This window comes from Providencia sp. UF-224, assembly GCF_058245955.1.
This window is the reverse complement of the sequence record NZ_JBSICC010000006.1, coordinates 148,130-167,288: the sequence shown is the minus strand read 5'-3', so window position 1 is coordinate 167,288 and position 19,159 is coordinate 148,130. Positions and strand designations below refer to the sequence as shown.

General features: G+C 43.4%; 25 protein-coding genes. 10 read left to right on the top strand and 15 right to left on the bottom strand.

What is annotated here, in order from left to right; all coding sequences use genetic code 11:
- Nucleotide 1: 1 nt before the first annotated feature.
- The 4 genes from tldD to AC4IFO_RS08510 all read left to right on the top strand — a co-directional run bounded on the left by tldD (nt 2) and on the right by AC4IFO_RS08510 (nt 2,967).
- Nucleotides 2–1,447: a metalloprotease TldD gene (gene tldD / locus AC4IFO_RS08525; RefSeq protein ID WP_490733464.1), complete on the top strand. Its 1,446-nt coding sequence runs from the start codon at nt 2–4 to the stop codon at nt 1,445–1,447.
- An 86-nt stretch (nt 1,448–1,533) separates the two neighbouring features.
- Nucleotides 1,534–2,019 carry a ribonuclease domain-containing protein gene (locus AC4IFO_RS08520; RefSeq protein ID WP_490733462.1) on the top strand — a complete coding sequence of 162 codons (486 nt, stop codon included), beginning with the start codon at nt 1,534–1,536 and terminating at the stop codon, nt 2,017–2,019.
- A gap of 13 nt (nt 2,020–2,032) precedes the next feature.
- Nucleotides 2,033–2,320, top strand: coding sequence for a barstar family protein (locus AC4IFO_RS08515; protein WP_490733460.1), 288 nt, complete (start codon nt 2,033–2,035; stop codon nt 2,318–2,320).
- Between the two features lie 59 nt (nt 2,321–2,379).
- Nucleotides 2,380–2,967 (top strand): RBBP9/YdeN family alpha/beta hydrolase, encoded by a 588-nt coding sequence (locus tag AC4IFO_RS08510; protein ID WP_490733458.1) that lies wholly within the window; start codon nt 2,380–2,382, stop codon nt 2,965–2,967.
- A 41-nt stretch (nt 2,968–3,008) separates the two neighbouring features.
- Here the strand turns inward: AC4IFO_RS08510 and AC4IFO_RS08505 are convergent, their stop codons facing one another.
- The 4 genes from AC4IFO_RS08505 to yjgA all read right to left on the bottom strand — a co-directional run bounded on the left by AC4IFO_RS08505 (nt 3,009) and on the right by yjgA (nt 5,944).
- Nucleotides 3,009–4,595 carry a hypothetical protein gene (locus AC4IFO_RS08505; protein ID WP_490733456.1) on the bottom strand — a complete coding sequence of 529 codons (1,587 nt, stop codon included), beginning with the start codon at nt 4,593–4,595 and terminating at the stop codon, nt 3,009–3,011.
- A gap of 91 nt (nt 4,596–4,686) precedes the next feature.
- Nucleotides 4,687–5,010 carry a low molecular weight protein tyrosine phosphatase family protein gene (locus AC4IFO_RS08500; protein ID WP_490733454.1) on the bottom strand — a complete coding sequence of 108 codons (324 nt, stop codon included), beginning with the start codon at nt 5,008–5,010 and terminating at the stop codon, nt 4,687–4,689.
- Nucleotides 5,007–5,240: a hypothetical protein gene (locus AC4IFO_RS08495; protein WP_353243667.1), complete on the bottom strand. Its 234-nt coding sequence runs from the start codon at nt 5,238–5,240 to the stop codon at nt 5,007–5,009. The genes AC4IFO_RS08500 and AC4IFO_RS08495 overlap by 4 nt, the downstream gene beginning before the upstream one ends.
- Nucleotides 5,241–5,398: 158 nt before the next feature.
- A complete protein-coding gene (gene yjgA / locus AC4IFO_RS08490) occupies nt 5,399–5,944 on the bottom strand; it encodes a ribosome biogenesis factor YjgA (protein WP_219244580.1) in 546 nt (181 codons plus the stop codon).
- Nucleotides 5,945–6,123: 179 nt separating this feature from the next.
- On the opposite strand from yjgA, the gene pmbA reads away from it, so the two are divergent.
- Nucleotides 6,124–7,464 carry a metalloprotease PmbA gene (pmbA, locus tag AC4IFO_RS08485; RefSeq protein ID WP_206083542.1) on the top strand — a complete coding sequence of 447 codons (1,341 nt, stop codon included), beginning with the start codon at nt 6,124–6,126 and terminating at the stop codon, nt 7,462–7,464.
- A gap of 200 nt (nt 7,465–7,664) precedes the next feature.
- On the top strand, nt 7,665–8,132 hold the full coding sequence (locus tag AC4IFO_RS08480; protein ID WP_490733451.1) for a helix-turn-helix domain-containing protein: 468 nt from the start codon (nt 7,665–7,667) through the stop codon (nt 8,130–8,132).
- Nucleotides 8,133–8,260: 128 nt separating this feature from the next.
- On the opposite strand, the gene rnk is transcribed toward AC4IFO_RS08480, so the two are convergent.
- From rnk to kdsD, 11 genes are all read right to left on the bottom strand, one after another.
- A complete protein-coding gene (rnk, locus tag AC4IFO_RS08475) occupies nt 8,261–8,671 on the bottom strand; it encodes a nucleoside diphosphate kinase regulator (protein ID WP_219244577.1) in 411 nt (136 codons plus the stop codon).
- A 190-nt stretch (nt 8,672–8,861) separates the two neighbouring features.
- On the bottom strand, nt 8,862–9,152 hold the full coding sequence (gene npr / locus AC4IFO_RS08470) for a PTS phosphocarrier protein NPr (RefSeq protein ID WP_490733449.1): 291 nt from the start codon (nt 9,150–9,152) through the stop codon (nt 8,862–8,864).
- A gap of 5 nt (nt 9,153–9,157) precedes the next feature.
- A complete protein-coding gene (gene rapZ / locus AC4IFO_RS08465; RefSeq protein WP_206083546.1) occupies nt 9,158–10,009 on the bottom strand; it encodes an RNase adapter RapZ in 852 nt (283 codons plus the stop codon).
- 118 nt (nt 10,010–10,127) lie between these two features.
- Complete coding sequence (gene ptsN, locus AC4IFO_RS08460; RefSeq protein ID WP_353243663.1) at nt 10,128–10,595, bottom strand: PTS IIA-like nitrogen regulatory protein PtsN; 468 nt, start codon at nt 10,593–10,595, stop codon at nt 10,128–10,130.
- A 94-nt stretch (nt 10,596–10,689) separates the two neighbouring features.
- Nucleotides 10,690–10,977 (bottom strand): ribosome hibernation promoting factor, encoded by a 288-nt coding sequence (gene hpf, locus AC4IFO_RS08455; RefSeq protein WP_219244574.1) that lies wholly within the window; start codon nt 10,975–10,977, stop codon nt 10,690–10,692.
- A 22-nt stretch (nt 10,978–10,999) separates the two neighbouring features.
- Nucleotides 11,000–12,442, bottom strand: coding sequence for an RNA polymerase factor sigma-54 (gene rpoN / locus AC4IFO_RS08450; protein ID WP_490733446.1), 1,443 nt, complete (start codon nt 12,440–12,442; stop codon nt 11,000–11,002).
- A gap of 44 nt (nt 12,443–12,486) precedes the next feature.
- Nucleotides 12,487–13,212 carry an LPS export ABC transporter ATP-binding protein gene (gene lptB, locus AC4IFO_RS08445; RefSeq protein ID WP_219244572.1) on the bottom strand — a complete coding sequence of 242 codons (726 nt, stop codon included), beginning with the start codon at nt 13,210–13,212 and terminating at the stop codon, nt 12,487–12,489.
- Between the two features lie 5 nt (nt 13,213–13,217).
- Complete coding sequence (gene lptA, locus AC4IFO_RS08440) at nt 13,218–13,781, bottom strand: lipopolysaccharide ABC transporter substrate-binding protein LptA (protein ID WP_219244571.1); 564 nt, start codon at nt 13,779–13,781, stop codon at nt 13,218–13,220.
- The gene (lptC, locus tag AC4IFO_RS08435; protein WP_219244570.1) at nt 13,765–14,358 is read right to left on the bottom strand and encodes an LPS export ABC transporter periplasmic protein LptC; all 594 of its coding nucleotides are present in this window, start codon (nt 14,356–14,358) and stop codon (nt 13,765–13,767) included. The genes lptA and lptC overlap by 17 nt, the downstream gene beginning before the upstream one ends.
- A gap of 16 nt (nt 14,359–14,374) precedes the next feature.
- The gene (kdsC, locus tag AC4IFO_RS08430; protein ID WP_219244569.1) at nt 14,375–14,935 is read right to left on the bottom strand and encodes a 3-deoxy-manno-octulosonate-8-phosphatase KdsC; all 561 of its coding nucleotides are present in this window, start codon (nt 14,933–14,935) and stop codon (nt 14,375–14,377) included.
- Nucleotides 14,936–14,949: 14 nt separating this feature from the next.
- A complete protein-coding gene (gene kdsD, locus AC4IFO_RS08425; RefSeq protein ID WP_490733443.1) occupies nt 14,950–15,918 on the bottom strand; it encodes an arabinose-5-phosphate isomerase KdsD in 969 nt (322 codons plus the stop codon).
- A gap of 481 nt (nt 15,919–16,399) precedes the next feature.
- Between kdsD and mlaF the strand changes: the two genes are divergently transcribed.
- The 4 genes from mlaF to mlaC are packed head-to-tail and all read left to right on the top strand — an operon-like array spanning nt 16,400 to nt 19,159.
- On the top strand, nt 16,400–17,203 hold the full coding sequence (gene mlaF / locus AC4IFO_RS08420) for a phospholipid ABC transporter ATP-binding protein MlaF (protein ID WP_490733441.1): 804 nt from the start codon (nt 16,400–16,402) through the stop codon (nt 17,201–17,203).
- A 6-nt stretch (nt 17,204–17,209) separates the two neighbouring features.
- Entirely contained in the window at nt 17,210–17,992 is a 783-nt protein-coding gene (gene mlaE, locus AC4IFO_RS08415) for a lipid asymmetry maintenance ABC transporter permease subunit MlaE (RefSeq protein ID WP_047756206.1), read from the top strand.
- A gap of 3 nt (nt 17,993–17,995) precedes the next feature.
- Nucleotides 17,996–18,493 carry an outer membrane lipid asymmetry maintenance protein MlaD gene (mlaD, locus tag AC4IFO_RS08410; RefSeq protein ID WP_273826740.1) on the top strand — a complete coding sequence of 166 codons (498 nt, stop codon included), beginning with the start codon at nt 17,996–17,998 and terminating at the stop codon, nt 18,491–18,493.
- A 36-nt stretch (nt 18,494–18,529) separates the two neighbouring features.
- Nucleotides 18,530–19,159 carry a phospholipid-binding protein MlaC gene (gene mlaC, locus AC4IFO_RS08405; protein WP_219244565.1) on the top strand — a complete coding sequence of 210 codons (630 nt, stop codon included), beginning with the start codon at nt 18,530–18,532 and terminating at the stop codon, nt 19,157–19,159.

Genomic DNA, 19,159 nt, shown 5'->3' with positions numbered 1-19,159 from the left:
TATGAGTTTAGCTTCTGTCAGCGAACATTTGCTGGCCGCCAACCGCCTTGGGCAAGAAAATCTGTATGACATTTTAGGGTTATTATCTGAGCGCCATCTGGATTACGCGGATCTGTTTTTCCAATCAAGTTTCCATGAATCTTGGGTGCTTGAAGATAGAATAATCAAAGATGGCTCTTACAATATTGACCAAGGTGTTGGTGTAAGAGCGGTATGTGGTGAAAAAACAGGGTTTGCTTATGCAGACCAAATTTCACTGCAAGCGCTAGTGCAAAGCGCGACCGCAGCACGAAGCATTGTGAACGAACAAGGCTCTGGTAAATCACGTGTCTTAAGCAATGTTGAGTACAAAAAATTGTATTCTGTAGCCGACCCGTTACAGAGCTTATCTCGCGAACAGAAAATTGATTTATTGCACCGTGTCGACCAAGTCGCGCGCGCCGAAGACCCGCGTGTTATCGAAGTGAACGCAAGTTTAACGGGGGTTTACGAGCAAGTGCTAGTTGCTGCAACCGACGGCACATTAGCAGCAGATATTCGCCCATTAGTACGCCTTTCTGTGAGTGTATTAGTTGAACATGACGGCAAACGTGAACGCGGTGCCAGTGGCGGCGGTGGTCGTTATGGTTATGAATATTTCTTAGAAATTCACCAAGGTCAAATCGTGGCTGAGCAGTATGCCCGCGAAGCTGTACGTATGGCGCTGGTGAATTTATCTGCCATTGCTGCCCCTGCGGGTATGATGCCGGTGGTATTAGGCGCGGGTTGGCCGGGCGTATTGTTGCACGAAGCCGTTGGTCATGGCCTTGAAGGTGATTTCAACCGCCGTGGTACATCTGTATTCTCTGGGCAAATGGGCGAGCAGGTAGCTTCACCACTGTGTACCGTGGTGGATGATGGGACGATCGCAGGTCGTCGTGGCTCCCTTGCTGTCGATGATGAAGGGGTACCGGGGCAATATAACGTTCTAATAGAAAATGGTATTTTGCGTAATTATATTCAAGATAAACTGAATGCACGCCTGATGGGAGTTTCCCCGACAGGTAATGCACGTCGTGAATCTTATGCGCACCTGCCAATGCCGCGTATGACGAACACTTACATGCTTGCAGGCTCTTCAACACCAGAAGAAATCATTGCTAGCGTCGATAAAGGCATTTACGCACCAAACTTTGGTGGTGGTCAGGTTGATATCACCTCGGGTAAATTTGTATTTTCAACCTCTGAAGCCTACTTGATTGAAAATGGGAAAATCACATCGCCAGTGAAAGGGGCAACACTGATTGGCTCTGGTGTTGAGGCGATGCAGCAAATTTCCATGGTGGGTAATGACCTTGCATTAGACAAAGGCGTGGGTGTATGTGGTAAAGAAGGCCAAAGCGTGCCTGTAGGCGTTGGTCAGCCAACGTTGAAATTGGACAAAATGACGGTAGGCGGTACTGCATAATTTTGCGATCTTCCACGCAATAGCGAGTTAAACGGCAGCCTTTGCGAAAGCATGGGTTGCCGTTATTGTCATAATGAAGGTACTAAATGAATAAAAGAGTCATATCACTAGTATTGATGGCTATTTTGATTGTGCTGAGCCTGTATTTTCGCGGTGGCGATGTTCAAGATAAACCACAGGCAGACAAACCTGCGGCTTCTGAACAAACAATCACTCAAGAAAATGCCCAGTCAAAAACCATTGACCAACTGACTGAGCAACAGAATGTCGTTAGTTATATGCAGAAATACCAAAAACTTCCTGCATTTTACATAACGAAAAAAGAGGCGAGGCAAGCCGGTTGGGATGCCAAAAAAGGCAACCTTTGCGATGTGTTACCAAAGCGGGCTATTGGGGGCGATCGTTTTTCGAATCGTGAAAAATCGTTGCCTATCGCAGATAATCGCCAATGGTTTGAAGCGGATATCAACTACCGTTGTGGGCACCGTGGGGCCGATCGTTTGCTATACTCTTCAGATGGGATGATTTTTGTAACTCACGACCATTATAAGAGCTTTAAACAAGTCAATTAAAGGAAACGTAGCGATGAGCAAACAGGTGATCTTTGATTTTCGCCAGATAAACACATTGAATGATTTTTATCAGCAATTTGCTCAGCAATTTTCGCTTCCAGATTGGTTTGGCCATAATCTCGATGCTTTGTGGGACATGGTTTCCGCAGGCATTGAGCTTCCCGTAACCATTATTTTTAGCCATATGAGTGCAGAACAACGCATCGAATTTGCCAATGTTATTGATGTGATGAATGATGCACAAGACATGTGGGAAGAAGAATTTGTTTTTGCGTTAGATATAACAAAAAGCTCTAACTGATCACCCTATCACTCATGGTACAGTCTAAGCAAGACAACTGAGTTGATAGGAATTCTAGGATGAGCCACCTCACTTCGGCGTTACAGCCACTAAAAAATCAAAAATTCGTTATTATCCATGGCTATACAGCTTCTCCCGAAAAAAACTGGTTTCCGTGGCTAAAAAGCCAGCTTGAAGCCCTTGGTGCGCAAGTGGACGTGCCAGAAATGCCAGATGCTTTATCCCCAGATCCAGAAAAATGGCAGCAGCGCTTGCAACAGCTTCCTTTTGATATTGATGAAGAGTCCGTTCTGATTGGTCATAGTCTTGGCTGCGTTACCGCATTGCGTTTTTTACAAAATAAGCAGCAAGCTGTTAAGGGGTATATTTTAGTGTCTGGTTTTGATGAAGAGCAACAGACGCTACCTGAGCTGCGTAGTCATACCTTAAGTCCACTCGACCATACTGCATTAATTGACATCGCCGATAAGCGTATTTCAATCATATCCACCAATGATGAGATTGTCTCACCATCGTCATCAAAAGCGCTGGCAGAAGCGTTAAATACGCAGGTTATTTTAGAAGAGAATGCAGGGCATTTCCTCGACAGAGAAGGCTATACGGCGTTTCCCACCTTGCTTGAGGTAATTAAACAGCAGTTTGGTTAAGGATGTGAGGGCAGGTTGGGGACGCCTGCCCAATTATCTCATTAATTATTATCGAATGGTTGGCCTTTTAATAATGAATCGAATAATTGTTTAGTTTCCTTATTCGGCTCATTATCGTGGCAACAAGTTAAAAATGCTTCTAAATCAATAGGCCAAGTCTTTCGTTCCCAGCTAAATAGTGCTTTTAGTGCCATATTACGGTTACGTACAACAGGGCTTTGCAATGCACATTGAATGAGTGGTAAGCCTTGTCCGGGGAATCGGTGTAATTCTTGGAGTAGAAAATCCAGTTTGCCATGTTGTTGATACTTAGGACCAATACCAAGAATATCTTCTGGACCAGATGATATTTTATTTAAATCTAATTGCTGTTCAGCAAGTTTAATGACTCGCTCGGCTTGCTCGTTATCCTCGGTCTTCATCAACTCAAACCATAAATCACTTTCTACATTGGCTAATTGTTTTTCATAGAGAAATGAAAACACCTCTTGCCCTCGTGATTTCGCAACATAAATAGCTTCGCGAAAAACGGCACAATCTGAGCTATCTAGGCCTTGTTTGATGAGGTTTTTCCAATCGGGACTATCGAGAATAGATTTAGACAATGCAATAATCTCATTACTATTATCATAGTGTTCTTGGTTTTCGCTGAAAAACTCATGTATATGCTGCACAGTAAAGTAATAAGCTAATAAATAGTCGTGCTGCGATACTTGCTTCAAATAGTTAAAGCAGCAACGAGATGCATCCTCGTAGTCATGAATATCACGTGCAGGACCTCCATTTAGCAGTGCTTGAAGAATATCGGTTGCTGCGGCTAATAATGTGCTATCTACTCGCATTTCAAGTGCATCACTAAGGTGAGCATGGGTTGCACAGTTCCAAGCGGTGTACTCTGGCATTACGTCATTTTTATAGCCTGTTAAAAGCATCCACTGACGGGTTTCTTCGTTTAAGGGGGTTGGCATCCGCTCTATGAGCTGCACACGCCCCCAACCTTCAACTCGTTTCGCCATTTTTAGCCACATAGCTTCATATTCATCTGGTGATTCAATCATGGCATGTACAGGGAAAATGGCATAAAGCGTCAACTCATCGTGGGCGGCGAGGCAGTACAAGGTATTTAACCGTTCGAGGCTTGGGAAGAAAATCGTTAATGCCATTGCGAGTTTTACGATATTTCGGTCAGGGCTATGGCACAGCAACCAATCAGTAAACTCGGCTAATTTTATGGCTGAGATATCTTGTTGTTTAACAATCAGTTCAAGAAAATCATCAATATATGAAATAGGCGTATTTTGTGCCGCATACTGATAAAACTGGAGAACAGAGGTTTTATCCCCTTTTTCAACCGCAGGTTTCAAAAGCAAGTATAGCGTGTCAATATCCGTTTCACTTTGCCCTGAACCATGATGTCCTAATACTCCATCTTCTGCGCCATTCGCCCAACGAATTTCAGTATCATCACTGTCTGTTGAATCTGGGAGCTCTGAGAGTGATTCGGGCAATGGAGTCAGTTCTTCTTGCCATGAGTTTAACTGTTGGTAAATCGATATTTTACTTGCATCCCATACAACTGGGTAACCAGATTGTTTCTGTCCAAAGATTGAGGATAACCATTTTTTCATTTTTGTTACTATCCTTTTGCTTTTATTATTTCTAAAGGGATGAAATATAGATTAAACCACTTAGCGTTTTAGCGTCATGTTTGAATTTTTCTCAAAGAGAAAGATAACCAGGAACACTATCTTCCAATAGGGCGATCAGTTCTGGGTCCATATACTGATAATCATCAGGAATGTCCAAAACATGAAGGGGTTTGTGCTCTAGTAGCCGTGAAAAATCGGCTTTAAGGCGGTTTTTATGTTTTTGTTCCATCACAAAAATCACATCCGCCCAACGGATTAAATCGGCATTGATGGGGCGTTTCGCGTGGCGGCTTGTTCCCGCTGAACGGGTGACCCAGCTTGCATGATTGCGCCAGATCTGTTCAGCGGTTGGGCTACGCCATTGATTTTTACTGCAAATGAATAAAATATTCACTGATCGTTTTGTATCTCATCAAGGCTATTGCGTACCAATTTGGCACTGCTTACTTGTGGGTAGGCCATGCCAAGTTGGGCAGCGCGGATCATTTTTTCACTGCGCCCATACATTTGCTTCCAGTTTTTTTCTGGCGCATAACAGTCGACAAGGCGAGCGTTCAATTGATCACGTGATTTATTGGTACGAGCTTGGGCTCTGCGCCATGCTCTATTTCGAGTATTATCCATATCTTCCTCATAATTTATCGGGGTTCAGCAGCCGCGATAATACGGGTCAGAGTATGACTAACAGGCGAATAGTACGCCGCTTTACACGGGGTATCAATGGAAGGGATGCTTTTTAGGATTTTCCCCTAGCGCCCCAAAATAGGCGTAGGGGAAAACGATTAAGCGATTTCAGACTGGTCTTTCAAATATTGGAATATTTGACGATACGCTTTTGGCGGCTTGTTGCCTTCACGTTCTTTTTTCGCATTACGCACAAGGGCGCGCAGCTGTTGTCTGTCTGTTGTTGGGAACAACGTAACCACTTCTTCAATCACATCATCACCCCCTTCCAGTAAACGGGTGCGTAAATCTTCCAATTTATGCAGAATGACGATTTGCTGGTTATGGCGGTTTTTCAGTTTATCAAGGGCTTCGGTAATCGGTTCCACTTCACGTGAACGCAATAATTTACCGATAAGCTGTAATTGTCGACGGCGACCTTCACGTTTGATTTTCTGAGCAAGCTCAATGGCCTCAAGTAGTTGAGTATCCAATGGAATACGTTCAAGCTCGCTTTTACTTAAATCAACGAGTTCAGCCCCCAGTTTTTTGAGGATCTCAGCATCGCGTTTAATTTCGCTTTTGCTGACCCAAATGATCTCCTCGTCTTCTTCGTCTTGCGGCGCTGGGATGTCATCCAGCCAGTCATCAGGCTGTTTGGCCATATCGATTTTCCTTTTTCCAAACACAGTAGTGAAATTACGCGTAATTAATATGATTTACTGCGTTGTGAGTGTTAACATTTGACTATTATCTATTGTAACTGGGAAAACCCCTTTATGACTACCTAGCATTTGCATGTTAGGGCAGAAAAACATTTTCCCCACATTATTGGATTGAATGCATGAGTGTAACCGAACAAGTCACAGAACAACGTAAAAAACTCGAAGATGCAGTTGCGCACGCATTAGAATTTGCCAAATCACGTTGTGATGCCGCGGAAGTGGCGGTGAATAAAAGCACGGGGATCAGCGTCAGCACCCGTCAAGGTGAAGTTGAAAATGTGGAATTTAACAGTGATGGCGCGTTAGGTATCACTGTTTACCACCAACAGCGTAAAGGTAGCGCATCTTCAACAGATTTAAGCCCAGAAGCCATTGAGCGCACTGTTCAAGCTGCTATCGATATTGCGAATTATACCTCTGAAGACCCGTGTGCGGGCCCTGCGGAAAAATCATTACTGGCGTTTGAAGCGCCTGATCTTAAATTATTCCAAGCCACAGCGCTGTCCCCTGAAGAAGCCATTCGCTTAGCGTCTATTGCTGAAATGTCAGCGTTAAATGCGGACTCGCGTATTGTAAACACCGAAGGCGGTAGCTTTAATGGCCACTACGGCGTGCGTGTGTTTGGTAACTCCCATGGCATGCTGCAAAGCTATTGCTCAAGCCGTTATTCTATGTCGAGCTGCGTGATTGCGGAACACAATGGCGATATGGAGCGTGACTACGCTTACACCATTGGTCGCAGTGTGGATGCATTGAAATCCCCTGAGTGGGTTGGTCAAGAATGTGCACGCCGTACGCTAGCGCGTTTATCCCCAAGAAAACTGCCAACCATGAAAGCCCCTGTGATTTTTGCCTCAGAGGTGGCGACAGGGCTGTTTGGCCACCTTGTTGGGGCGATCAGCGGCAGCAGCATTTACCGTAAATCGTCATTTTTATTAGACAGCCTCGGCAAACAAATTTTACCAAGCTGGTTAACCATTAATGAGCAGCCGCATTTAATCGGCGGTTTAGCCTCTTCTCCTTTCGATAGTGAAGGTGTACGGACAACTGAGCGTAATATCGTAGAAGATGGCGTTCTGCAAACGTGGCTAATGACCAGCTATTCTGCTCGCAAGCTGGGCTTACAGAGCACAGGCCACGCGGGGGGAATTCATAACTGGCGTATCGCTGGGCAAGGGCTTTCTTTTGATGCATTGCTCAAACAAATGGGAACTGGCTTAGTGGTTACTGAGTTAATGGGCCAAGGTGTAAGCGGTATTACGGGGGATTACTCTCGTGGCGCATCAGGCTTTTGGGTTGAAAATGGCGAAATCCAATACCCTGTTAGCGAAATTACTATCGCAGGCAATCTAAAAGATATGTGGGCCAATATGGTCACTATTGCTGATGATATTGAAACTCGTAGTAATATTCAGTGTGGGTCTGTGTTGATCCCTGAAATGAGTATTGCGGGGGAGTAACGCTTTACCTGTCAAACGAACAACTTTAAGCGCCTAATATATTTTATTAGGCGTTTTTACTTGATGATAATATTATCTAATTTATTGATTTATAAACTGTCATATTATTGTCGTCCCTCTGTCGCTAAGGCGTCGTGGTCAAAATTCTATTGAGTTGACAGTATAGCCATACACGAAGATTGCGAGGTCTAAGGTAGGTTATGATGGAAAACAAAGTTAAGCAGCTCAGATTGGCAAGGGCTTGGTCGCAAGAACAACTTGCTCAATTGTCATCCCTAAGTACAAGAACGATTCAACGCATTGAAAATAATGAAGTGCCAAGTTTAGAAACACTGAGTGCGCTCGCATCCGTTTTTAATGTGAGTGCATCAGAGCTAACTTCTGAGCCTTTACTCGAAAGTAGTGAGCTGGATAGCCGCATAGAAGAGGCGAAAAAGCGGGTTAATGATGAGGCTAAGCTACTCAAAAACATCATCATTGCGATTGCGGTGTGCTCTGTATTGTATATCGTTAACTTTGTTTATACCCCAGAACGTCATTGGCCAATTTGGGTGATGTCTATTTGGGGTGGGTTATTAGCGATAAAGGCGATTAGGCTCTTTTTATTGGATAAATTTTTTCGTCAGTGGCAACACAAAAGGCTATTGCGTATAACGAAAAAACCGTAGCTTCATTCTATCAAGATAACTAGGTACAAAAAAGGCACTCAATGAGTGCCTGAATATGCCAGAAGACTTGCCTGAGTTTCTCAAGAAAACTTTTTTCGCTAAGCCATCCTTAATTCAGCAAGTCGAAATTAACGGTGAAATTCGCCAGCCGCTTCTGGCTGATAGACGATTTCAAGAACACGAACACGTGTTTGTACACCGTTTGGCAGTTCCCAACTAATTTCGTCACCCGTGTGCATGCCTAATAGCGCTGCACCGATAGGCGCCATAACAGATAACTGTTCTGCGCTATCTTTTAGCGAAGCAGGGTAAACGAGTGTACGCGTGCGCTCTTCGTTGCTAATGAGGTCTAAAAAGCGGACGGTACTGTTCATTGTGACCACATCAGCAGGGATTTCTTGTGGGCTAAGAATGTCTGCACGGTCAAGTTCATCATTGAGCGCTTCGGCAACGGGGGTACCTGCGTAAGCCGGCTGTTCCATCAGTGCATCTAAGCGTTCAGCATCTAAATCATTGATAATAATTGTTGGCTTTGTCATACCACACTCCAATAGAGACGTACAAAGCAAACACCCCCCACCCAGAAGGTAGGGGGTGTCGCTATAAATAAAATTTGATTAAAATATTAGGCGCTATGCGCTTTAAAGGGAAGAGATCAGGATCACGATCTCCAAGCCTGCCTTTGTAAAAATACGCATATTGATATTTTTATTGTTAGGCTGAAGTAGGTTATTCTTTTTTGAGCTCATCAAGCTCATCAAACCCACTCTCGAACAGGTTAACAATGGCGGCTAATGCCTGATTTTCATCTGTGCCACTAACCTCAATATCAATTTTACTGCCTTGTTCCGAGTCTAACATCAACATTGCAATAACGCTATCAGCCTCAGCCTCAATTTGGCTATTATTGCGCAAAATAACCTTAGAGTTAAATTGTTGAACTAAATCATAAAGTAACATGGCCGGTCTGGCATGCATACCAAGGCGATTTTTCAGTGTTATTGTGGCTTTTACCGTCATTTCAGCTACTTGCGTTTTTCGAGCGTCCGGTGGCGCGATTGCACGTTTTTGCCACGGGAACGGAAATAGTCAGCAAGTTGTTCGGCAACATAGACAGAACGGTGTTTACCCCCAGTACAGCCAATTGCGACAGTTAAGTAGCTACGGTTGTTGGTTTCTAACATCGGCAGCCATAACTCTAAATAGCTACGGGTTTGGTAGATAAAGTTATGAACTTCAGTATGCCTATCCAAGAATGCAGCGACAGGGCGATCAAGGCCTGTCATTGGGCGCAGTTTTGGGTCCCAGTGTGGATTGGGTAAAAAGCGCACATCAAAAACATAGTCTGCATCAATAGGAATACCGTGTTTGAAGCCGAAGGACTCAAACACCATAGTCAGTTCACGTTCGCGTTTACCCATTAAACGGGTTCTGAGCATTTCTGCTAGCTCATGAACAGACATTTCAGAGGTATCGATGACTAAGTCTGCCCGTGAGCGTAGTGGCTCAAGAAGCTCATTTTCTTCATCAATGGCACTTTCAAGAGAAAGGTTCTTACTTGAAAGCGGGTGTAACCTACGAGTATCACTGTAGCGGCGGATCAGAGTGTTGCGATCGGCATCCAGAAATAAGAGCTGCGGAGAGAAGCTTGCAGGTAGTTTATCAATTGCTTCTTCAAACACTTCTGGATTGTCGGGCATATTACGCACGTCAATGCTCACCGCTGCTGAGATATTACGATCAGCGAGTGAATTTGCTAACTCCGGTAATAACACAACCGGCAGGTTATCCACGCAATAGAAACCCATATCTTCCAGCGCACGTAAGGCAACGGATTTCCCCGAACCGGAACGGCCGCTGACAATCATCAGCACCATGAGCTTACTCCCTTTCGTTTCCTAATGATGTATGTCTTAATAAACTGTGTTTTGTTATTTCTAACGATAGAAACCATAACAATATCATTAGGCTATAGCAAGACACATAAATTATCACTTACTCTGTAATAATACGATAGAGCTCATCATCGCTTTGCGCGCAGCGTAGACGCTTACAGAATGTTTTATCAGCCAGTTTTTTGGCGATAAGCGACAACGTGTGTAAGTGCGTTTTACATTGGTCTGATGGCACGAGTAATGCAAAAAGCAGGTCAACAGGCTGATTATCAATCGCATCAAAGGCAATAGGTTCTTCTAAATGCAAAAACACGCCGACTGCGCGAGAACTTTCGCTTTCATCGAGCTTGCCATGAGGAATTGCAATTCCACCGCCAATGCCTGTAGTACCGACTTTTTCTCTGGTTAATAACGCTTCAAATACCGTATTTTCAGGTAATTCCAATTCAACGGCAGCCAGCTCACTAATAATTTCTAGGGCTCTTTTTTTACTGGTGCACACAATATTATTACGTGTACAGGCTGATGATAAAACGTCGTTTAACTGGATTTCTATATCACTATTCATTTTATTGTTCACTTAGGACTACAAAACCAGATGGTGTATGCCACCATCTGGTTTGAAACATTCATTGGCTTAACGAGTAAGCCGCATCAATGTATTAATGTTGTCTCAGTTTTTCTTTATGTTTGGTTAATTGGCGTGACAGTTTGTCTACCAGTAAATCGATAGCGGCATACATGTCATTTTCTTCCGCTGATGCATGGAGCTCCGCTCCATTAACTTGCACGGTTGCTTCAGCAATTTGCTGAACTTTTTCAACTTTCAGGACGACTTGGATACTGTTAATACGGTCGAACAATTGCCCTAATTTACTGAGCTTTTTCTCAACAGTTTCACGCAGTGCTGGAGTAACTTCAATATTGTGTCCAGTAATCTGAAATTCCATACAACCTTCCTTATTTTATCAATTAAACCAGTTGTTTACGCTGGTTTGAGGGCGGAATAGATAACGATTCACGATACTTAGCAACAGTACGACGAGCCACTTGAATACCTTGTTCTTCCAGCATACTCGTCAATTTACTGTCACTCAATGGTTTTGCTGGGTTTTCAGCAGCAACCAGTTTTTTCACCAAGGCCCGAATTGCAGTGGATGAGGCTTCGCCGCCTGTGTCCGTGCTTACATGGCTTGAGAAAAAATACTTCAACTCAAAAATGCCTCGTGGGCTGTGGAGAAACTTTTGAGTTGTCACTCGAGAGATGGTGGATTCATGCATGTCCACTTGATAGGCAATATCTGCCAATATCATCGGTTTCATGTACTCCTCACCTAACTCAAAGAATTCTTGTTGCTGTTCAACGATACAGGTTGCCACTTTTAACAGCGTTTCATGGCGGCTTTCTAAGCTTTTAATCAACCATTTTGCATCTTGCAGGTGGCTACGAATGTATTGTGTATCATCATCGCTAGCTGAACTATTTGCCATCGAAGCATAATGATTGTTAATACTTAGTTTAGGAATGCTATCTGTATTTAGCTCAACTTGCCAGTGTCCAGCTATCTTTTTCACTAAAACATCTGGAATAACATATTCCGATTCGCCTGTATTGATAGACTGCCCTGGCTTTGGATTTAAGGTTAAAATCAAATCGATAGCCGTTTTCAGTGCATCTTCCTTTAAGCGCGTTAATTTGCCGAGCTGCCTAAAATCACGATTAGCAAGCAAATCAATGTGGTTGCTGATGATTATCTTAGCTTCTTGTAACCCACCCGTTTCTTTTGGGTAGAGCGAAAGCTGAATCAATAAACATTCTTTTAAATCTTGTGCAGCAACACCAAGCGGGTCAAAGTGCTGAATACGCTTTAGCACTGCAATGACTTCTTCTAGGGTAATTTCAGGGTTATCAATCCCTTCATGTATATCAGAGATTGATGTAGTGAGATAGCCGGAATCATCTATAGAATCAATAATTGCGGTGGCAATCGCACGGTCTGTATCTGTAAACGGGGTGAGATCGGATTGCCACGTTAGATAATCTTGCAGCGTTTGTGTGGTTTCACCTTGGTAAACAGGCAGCTCATCGAAGCTGTAATCATTGCTGGTGCCTGATGGTGTTCCTGCCGTGTAGATTTCATCCCAATCGGCATCAAGAGGAAGTTCCTCAGGCATATCATTGTTTTCTAAAGCATCTTTTGTATCGAGTTCGCTGCTGTCAGTGGTATCGAGAGAATCAATTGAGTCACTTTCAGAACCGAGTTCTTCTTGTTCAAGAAGCGGGTTGGTTTCCAACGCAAGTTGAATTTCTTGTTGAAGCTCAAGTGTAGAAAGTTGCAACAGACGGATTGCCTGCTGCAATTGAGGGGTCATTGCAAGTTGTTGACTGACTCTGAGCTGCAAACTTTGCTTCATGAAAGTGTTTTTTTCTCCCTAACAACGAAACTCGATATCACGGTTTATAACCGGAAACCTTCACCTAAGTATACACGTTTCACTTGTTCATTTTCCAAGATCATCGTTGGTGTGCCATGGGCGATAAGGTGGCCTTGGCTCACAATATAGGCTCTTTCACACACATCTAGCGTCTCACGAACATTATGGTCGGTAATCAACACGCCAAGGCCATAGTCACGTAAATGCTGGATGATTTTTTTAATATCCAAGACAGAGATTGGGTCAACCCCCGCAAAGGGTTCATCTAATAAAATGAATTTTGGATTAGCGGCCAGCGCTCTAGCAATCTCAACACGGCGGCGTTCACCACCTGAAAGGGATTGCCCCATGCTGTCGCGAAGATGTGTGATGCTAAACTCTTCCATTAACTCTTCAGCACGTTCTTTACGTTGTTGAGACGTTAAATCTTCGCGGATTTCAAGTACCGCCATCAGGTTATCATAAACGCTAAGGCGACGGAAAATAGAGGCTTCTTGAGGTAGGTAGCCAATACCGCGACGTGCACGTTCATGCAGTGGCAGTAAGCTGATATCTTCACCATCAATTAAAATTTTGCCCGCATCCCGCTGAACAATACCCACAACCATATAAAAGGTGGTGGTTTTACCGGCACCATTTGGCCCTAACAGGCCAACAATTTCGCCTGATTTAACTTCAAGGCTGACATCTTCAACAACCTTGCGTTTTTTATAGGATTTAGCCAGATTCTCTGCGGTTAGTGTCGCCATAACGATTATTTACTCTTACCCGTAGTTGCTGATGAATTGTTTGCTGCTGGGCCTTTTTCTTGCAATTGCGCAGGCAAAATCACGGTAGTCACGCGCTTGCCTTTATCACTAAAGGCTTCCATTTGCTGTGTTGGTACAACATAGGTGATTTTGTCGCCTTTGATATTGCTGTCTAGCTGCTCTAAATACGCACCGCCCGTTAAAGTGACAAGCTGTTTATCCACTTCATAGCGCGCTTTGTTTGCATGGCCTTTGATTGGCTTACCGTCATCTTGCAACTGGTAAAACGTCACAGGATTACCGAAAGCTTCGATCACAATTTTATCCGAGTCGCTGCTTGGACGTGTTACAACCACTTTGTTAGCACGAATATCAATAGAGCCTTGTTTAATCACAACGTCATCGGTAAATGTGGTGACGTTCTTTTCTAAATCAAGAGATTGTTTGACCGAGTTAATCGTCATCGGCTGCTGGGTGTCACTTTTTAATGCCATCGCTGGGAGGCTAAGAGCCAAAATTGCACTGGCAACCGCTCCTTGAATAAAACGCTTCTTAGTTACTTGATTCATTTTGATGCTCTTCCGGTTGTAACACATAATGAGTTTTCACATCCTCGATTAATTCTGCGGTTCTAGTACGAAGATTTCCCTTCATTTTCAAACCAGTAGAATTAAGACCGTGCCCAATAATGGTCACTTTATCGTCGGATGAAACGTCTTGTGTTGTCAAATTGACAACTGCACTTTCAGTTGTAATTCGTTGTATCTGCGACTCTTTTGTTAAACTATCGACTTGGACATCACTGTACAGGTAAAGCACCCTGTCGTTTGTTAACCTTGCTTTGAAGGCTGTGACTGTCCATGTAGGCACGCCAGCTTCGTTATAAGTAGTTAAAACGGGTTTCGAAAACCACGTGATTTTCCCTTCAGTATAATTATCAATTTTATCTGAAACGAGTTTATACGCTAGATTTCCTGTTGGGTTATAGACGTAAGTCACTGAATCATCAGTTTGATAATTAGGTTGCCCATCATTGATTACTTTCTCCTGTGAGTCAGATGCGTCATTGCCTGCTAAATTCCAGCCAATAAGCCCTAACGCAACCAAGGACAAAATAATGATTAACCACTTCTTCGCATTGCTCATGAATTCAATCTATTCGTTATATCGATAAGCCTTTCGCTTCTTCCAATTTACCTTGGGAAAGAAGGATCAGGTCACAAAGTTCACGTACTGCGCCCTTACCACCACCGATGCGTGTTACGTAGTTTGCCTTCGGTAGGAGCAGCGGATGCGCATCCGCAACAGCGACAGATAACCCGACTCGTGCCATAACAGGCCAGTCGATGAGGTCGTCGCCAATATAAGCCACTTCGTCTTCTGCTAGTTGTAGTGTATCTAACAGTTCACGATACGCCAAAAGCTTATCGCTTTGGCCTTGGTAAAGATATGTAATGCCTAAAGTTTGCGCTCTATCTTCGAGGAGCTTGGCTTTTCTGCCAGTAATAATGGCGACTTCAATATCGGACGTTAATAGGCAACGAATACCATATCCATCACGCACATTAAAGGCTTTGAGCTCTTCACCATTATTCCCCATATACACCAAACCATCGGACATCACGCCATCGACATCGCAAATGAGCAGCTTAATTTTAGCGGCTTTTTCGATGACGGAAGTGGCAACGGGGCCGTAGCAGGTGTTCAAGTTTTGAGAACTCATGGTATTTCCTTATATTATACAACACCTGCTTGGAGCAGGTCGTGCATGTGTAAAACACCCACTAATTTATTGTCTTGTGCAACTAACAATGAGGTTACGTGTTTTGATTGCATTAAATTGAGCGCTTCAACGGCTAACATACTTGGGGAGACTCGAATGCCACCAGGGGTCATGAGATCCGCAATTTTCGCGTTATTCAGGTCAATTCCCATATCAAAGATACGGCGTAAATCACCATCCGTGAAGATACCCTCAATATTCATCTCGTCATCACAAACCACAGTCATACCCAGCTTTTTACGGGTAATTTCGACTAAAGCTTCACGCAAAGACGCGCTTTTAGGAATATGGGGGATATCCTCACCCGTATTCATTAAATCACGAACTAAGAGTAAAAGTTTGCGCCCAAGTGCGCCGCCTGGGTGAGAAAGTGCGAAATCATCCGCAGTAAACCCACGAGCAGTTAACAATGCAATAGCTAAGGCATCGCCCATCACTAAGGTTGCCGTGGTACTGGTTGTTGGTGCGAGCCCTAATGGGCAGGCTTCCTGTGGCACCTTAATGCATAAATGGACATCTGCATATTTCCCCATATTACTATCAGGGTTGTTTGTCATACAGATTAAGGGAACCTTTATACGCTTTAAAACAGGCAGTAACGCTAAAATTTCACCAGACTCCCCTGAGTTTGAAATGGCGAGTACCACATCTTTATTCGTTATCATCCCTAAATCACCATGGCTAGCTTCGCCTGGGTGAACAAAAAAGGAGGGGGTACCCGTACTGGCTAATGTCGCTGCAATTTTACGGCCGATGTGCCCAGATTTTCCCATTCCCATCACGACAACTTTACCTTCACAACCAAAAATCAATTGGCAAGCGCGGTTAAAGTCAGCATTAATATATTGTTCTAGGTTTTTTAAGCCTTCGTGTTCGATATGGAGAACTTCTTTACCTACTTTCTGAAAATCGAAGTTTGACATTTCTCGTTCCATGCGTAGCTTTTAAGTGAATCGGATAAGCAAAAATGAATTGTATAACGAATACTTAGTATCAGTAAGTATTTTGTCTGTTAAGCTATCTTTAATGATAGTTTCGCACCTAATTGTTATTTTACGGTGATCCAAAGTACAATTGGAGAGGTAAAATCTGCTTTCTTTAGCATCTTGAACCAAAAATAGGCGGGTAAATTCGCGTATCCTCACCATTAATTAAACGCCACATTCTAAGAGCTATCTGCTGTTATTGCAGGCAATTTTTACTGACTATAAATTAATTTAATCAGTTTTGGTTGGTGTTGTTTATACAAAAATACAGTTGTAACACTAAAAGTCACATTTTCGGCGCTATAATACTATAAATTCTATTTCGTTGTGATATTAGACGATTTTCAGTTTATCTTTCGGTAATATCTGAGCGGGTAAACATGATATTCAGGCATGATGTATAACGAGTTATTTAACAATGCAAGCACAGACAGACAACTTAATCGAAGTACGGAACATGTCCTTTACTCGAGGCAATCGGAAAATATTTGAAAATATTAACCTGACTGTTCCTCGTGGTAAAATTACGGCAATAATGGGGCCATCTGGGATTGGTAAAACCACATTGCTGCGCTTGATTGGTGGGCAATTACGCCCAAATGAAGGTGAAATTTGGTTTGATGGCGACAATATCCCGTCATTATCACGTTCCAAATTATATCAAGCACGTAAAAAAATGAGCATGTTGTTCCAATCAGGGGCGTTGTTCACTGATATGGATGTGTTTAATAACGTAGCGTTTCCACTGCGTGAACATACAAATTTACCCGAGTCTTTAATTCGCACGACCGTGATGATGAAATTAGAGGCGGTCGGGTTACGCGGGGCGGCTGCATTGATGCCATCTGAGCTTTCTGGCGGAATGGCACGCCGCGCAGCTTTAGCACGCGCCATTGCCCTTGACCCAGATTTGATCATGTTTGATGAGCCTTTTGTAGGGCAAGACCCGATTACGATGGGGGTTTTGGTTAAACTTATTGATGAATTAAATCAAGCGCTTGGCGTAACATGTGTGGTGGTTTCTCATGATGTGCCAGAGGTCTTGAGCATTGCAGATAATGCGTATATTGTTGCCCAGCAGCATGTGATTGCTCAGGGAACGGGTGAAGCGCTGCGTGATAACCAAGATCCTCGCGTGCGCCAATTTCTTGATGGTATTGCTGATGGTCCTGTGCCGTTCCGTTTTCCTGCCAATGATTATCTGGCCGATTTATTAGGGTAAAATAAGATGATAATAAAGGCGATAGCAGCCTTCGGACGTCGATGGATTGATATTTTTTCTGCTTTTGGGCGAGCAGGCTACATGCTGTTTCGCGCCTTATTAGGTAAACCTGAATTTGGCAAACAGTGGCCGCTTCTAATGAAGCAACTGTATGCGGTAGGCGTACAGTCTTTATTGATTGTGGCAGTATCGGGCTTATTTATTGGCATGGTGTTGGGGCTACAAGGCTACCTTGTCCTCACCACATTCAGTGCAGAAGCGAGCCTAGGCATGATGGTGGCACTTTCTCTATTAAGGGAGCTTGGTCCTGTTGTGACGGCCTTGTTATTTGCAGGGCGTGCGGGTTCGGCATTGACAGCTGAAATTGGTTTAATGAAAGCCACTGAGCAAATTTCGAGTTTAGAAATGATGGCGGTAGACCCATTAAGACGGGTTATTGCACCACGCTTCTGGGCTGGTTTTATTAGTATGCCGTTGTTATCACTGATTTTTGTGGCTGTCGGTATTTTAGGCGGTGCATTGGTTGGTGTGGATTGGAAGGGGATTGATGAAGGCTTTTTCTGGGCATCAATGCAATCTTCAATCGATTGGCGATTAGATCTGGTTAACTGTGTTATCAAAAGCTTAGTGTTTGCGTTCACCGTAACATGGATCGCACTGTTTAATGGCTATGATGCAATTCCAACCTCGGAAGGGATCAGCCAAGCAACAACGAGAACCGTTGTTCATGCGTCATTGTCTGTTTTAGGACTGGATTTCGTACTTACCGCACTGATGTTTGGGAACTAAGTCATGCAAAGTAAAAAAAGTGAAATATGGGTTGGCTGTTTTATGTTGTTGGCGATCGCCGCCATTATCTTTTTATGTTTAAAAGTCGCCGATTTGAAATCGATTGGTAGCCAATCCACCTATCAAATTTCAGCGTCATTTGAAAATATTGGTGGCTTGAAAGAAGGTTCTCCAATCAAAGTTGGTGGTGTGGTTGTTGGCCGTGTTGCCAGCATCACCCTCGATAAAAAGAACTATGTACCTGAAGTAAAAATCGATTTACTAAGTGAATATGACAATATTCCAGATTCAAGTTCTTTATCCATTCGGACATCAGGTTTACTGGGCGAACAGTATATTGCTATGAATATTGGTCCTGATGATGAAGAGTTAGGGACTGCTATCTTGAAAAATGGTGGACGCCTTGAAGACACTAAACCTGCAATGGTGTTGGAAGATTTAATCGGGCAGTTCTTGTATAAGAGTGGCGATAGTCAAGGTGCTGAGCCTGCATCTAAATAATCCGCAGCTCCCTCAAAATAGTTAAAGGAATGAATTATGTTTAAACGTTTAATGATGGTTGCCATGTTGGCTATTGCGCCATTTGCGATGGCGGTAGACCAAACGAATCCGTATAAATTAATGGATGAGGCGGCAGCAAAAACTTTTAATCGGTTGAAATCTGAACAGCCGAAGATTAAACAAGATCCTGAATACCTAAGAACGATTGTTCGTGAAGAATTACTGCCTTATGTGCAAATTAAATATGCAGGTGCGCTGGTTTTAGGGACTTACTATAAAGGTGCAACCCCTGCACAGCGTGATGCTTACTTTGCGGCATTCGAAGACTACCTTGAGCAGGTTTATGGCCAAGCACTGGCAATGTACCATGGTCAAACTTACCAAATTGCGCCAGAACAACCTGTTGGCGATAAAAATATCGTTGCTATTCGTGTCACAATCACCGACACCAATGGCCGTCCGCCGGTACGCTTAGATTTCCAATGGCGTAAAAACAGCAAAACGGGTTATTGGCAAGCGTATGATATGATCGCTGAAGGCGTAAGCATGATCACCACCAAGCAAAATGAGTGGGGCGATATTTTACGTAAACAAGGCATTGATGGCTTAACAAAACAGTTAGAAATCAGTGCAAAAGCGCCAATTACGTTAGAAGAGAAAAACTAA

Excerpts from the sequence above, each read along its gene's own strand:
- AC4IFO_RS08515 (WP_490733460.1), top strand. The coding sequence starts at position 2,033 with ATGAGCAAACAGGTGATCTTTGATTTTCGCCAGATAAACACATTGAAT.
- kdsD (WP_490733443.1), bottom strand. The coding sequence starts at position 15,918 with ATGTCAAACTTCGATTTTCAGAAAGTAGGTAAAGAAGTTCTCCATATC.
- rpoN (WP_490733446.1), bottom strand. The coding sequence starts at position 12,442 with ATGAAGCAAAGTTTGCAGCTCAGAGTCAGTCAACAACTTGCAATGACC.
- mlaD (WP_273826740.1), top strand. The coding sequence starts at position 17,996 with ATGCAAAGTAAAAAAAGTGAAATATGGGTTGGCTGTTTTATGTTGTTG.
- ptsN (WP_353243663.1), bottom strand. The coding sequence starts at position 10,595 with ATGAATAGTGATATAGAAATCCAGTTAAACGACGTTTTATCATCAGCC.
- tldD (WP_490733464.1), top strand. The coding sequence starts at position 2 with ATGAGTTTAGCTTCTGTCAGCGAACATTTGCTGGCCGCCAACCGCCTT.
- kdsC (WP_219244569.1), bottom strand. The coding sequence starts at position 14,935 with ATGAGTTCTCAAAACTTGAACACCTGCTACGGCCCCGTTGCCACTTCC.
- yjgA (WP_219244580.1), bottom strand. The coding sequence starts at position 5,944 with ATGGCCAAACAGCCTGATGACTGGCTGGATGACATCCCAGCGCCGCAA.
- AC4IFO_RS08505 (WP_490733456.1), bottom strand. The coding sequence starts at position 4,595 with ATGAAAAAATGGTTATCCTCAATCTTTGGACAGAAACAATCTGGTTAC.
- AC4IFO_RS08520 (WP_490733462.1), top strand. The coding sequence starts at position 1,534 with ATGAATAAAAGAGTCATATCACTAGTATTGATGGCTATTTTGATTGTG.
- mlaC (WP_219244565.1), top strand. The coding sequence starts at position 18,530 with ATGTTTAAACGTTTAATGATGGTTGCCATGTTGGCTATTGCGCCATTT.
- rapZ (WP_206083546.1), bottom strand. The coding sequence starts at position 10,009 with ATGGTGCTGATGATTGTCAGCGGCCGTTCCGGTTCGGGGAAATCCGTT.
- pmbA (WP_206083542.1), top strand. The coding sequence starts at position 6,124 with ATGAGTGTAACCGAACAAGTCACAGAACAACGTAAAAAACTCGAAGAT.
- lptC (WP_219244570.1), bottom strand. The coding sequence starts at position 14,358 with ATGAGCAATGCGAAGAAGTGGTTAATCATTATTTTGTCCTTGGTTGCG.
- lptA (WP_219244571.1), bottom strand. The coding sequence starts at position 13,781 with ATGAATCAAGTAACTAAGAAGCGTTTTATTCAAGGAGCGGTTGCCAGT.
- AC4IFO_RS08480 (WP_490733451.1), top strand. The coding sequence starts at position 7,665 with ATGATGGAAAACAAAGTTAAGCAGCTCAGATTGGCAAGGGCTTGGTCG.
- AC4IFO_RS08510 (WP_490733458.1), top strand. The coding sequence starts at position 2,380 with ATGAGCCACCTCACTTCGGCGTTACAGCCACTAAAAAATCAAAAATTC.
- hpf (WP_219244574.1), bottom strand. The coding sequence starts at position 10,977 with ATGGAATTTCAGATTACTGGACACAATATTGAAGTTACTCCAGCACTG.
- mlaF (WP_490733441.1), top strand. The coding sequence starts at position 16,400 with ATGCAAGCACAGACAGACAACTTAATCGAAGTACGGAACATGTCCTTT.
- rnk (WP_219244577.1), bottom strand. The coding sequence starts at position 8,671 with ATGACAAAGCCAACAATTATTATCAATGATTTAGATGCTGAACGCTTA.
- AC4IFO_RS08495 (WP_353243667.1), bottom strand. The coding sequence starts at position 5,240 with ATGGATAATACTCGAAATAGAGCATGGCGCAGAGCCCAAGCTCGTACC.
- npr (WP_490733449.1), bottom strand. The coding sequence starts at position 9,152 with ATGACGGTAAAAGCCACAATAACACTGAAAAATCGCCTTGGTATGCAT.
- mlaE (WP_047756206.1), top strand. The coding sequence starts at position 17,210 with ATGATAATAAAGGCGATAGCAGCCTTCGGACGTCGATGGATTGATATT.
- lptB (WP_219244572.1), bottom strand. The coding sequence starts at position 13,212 with ATGGCGACACTAACCGCAGAGAATCTGGCTAAATCCTATAAAAAACGC.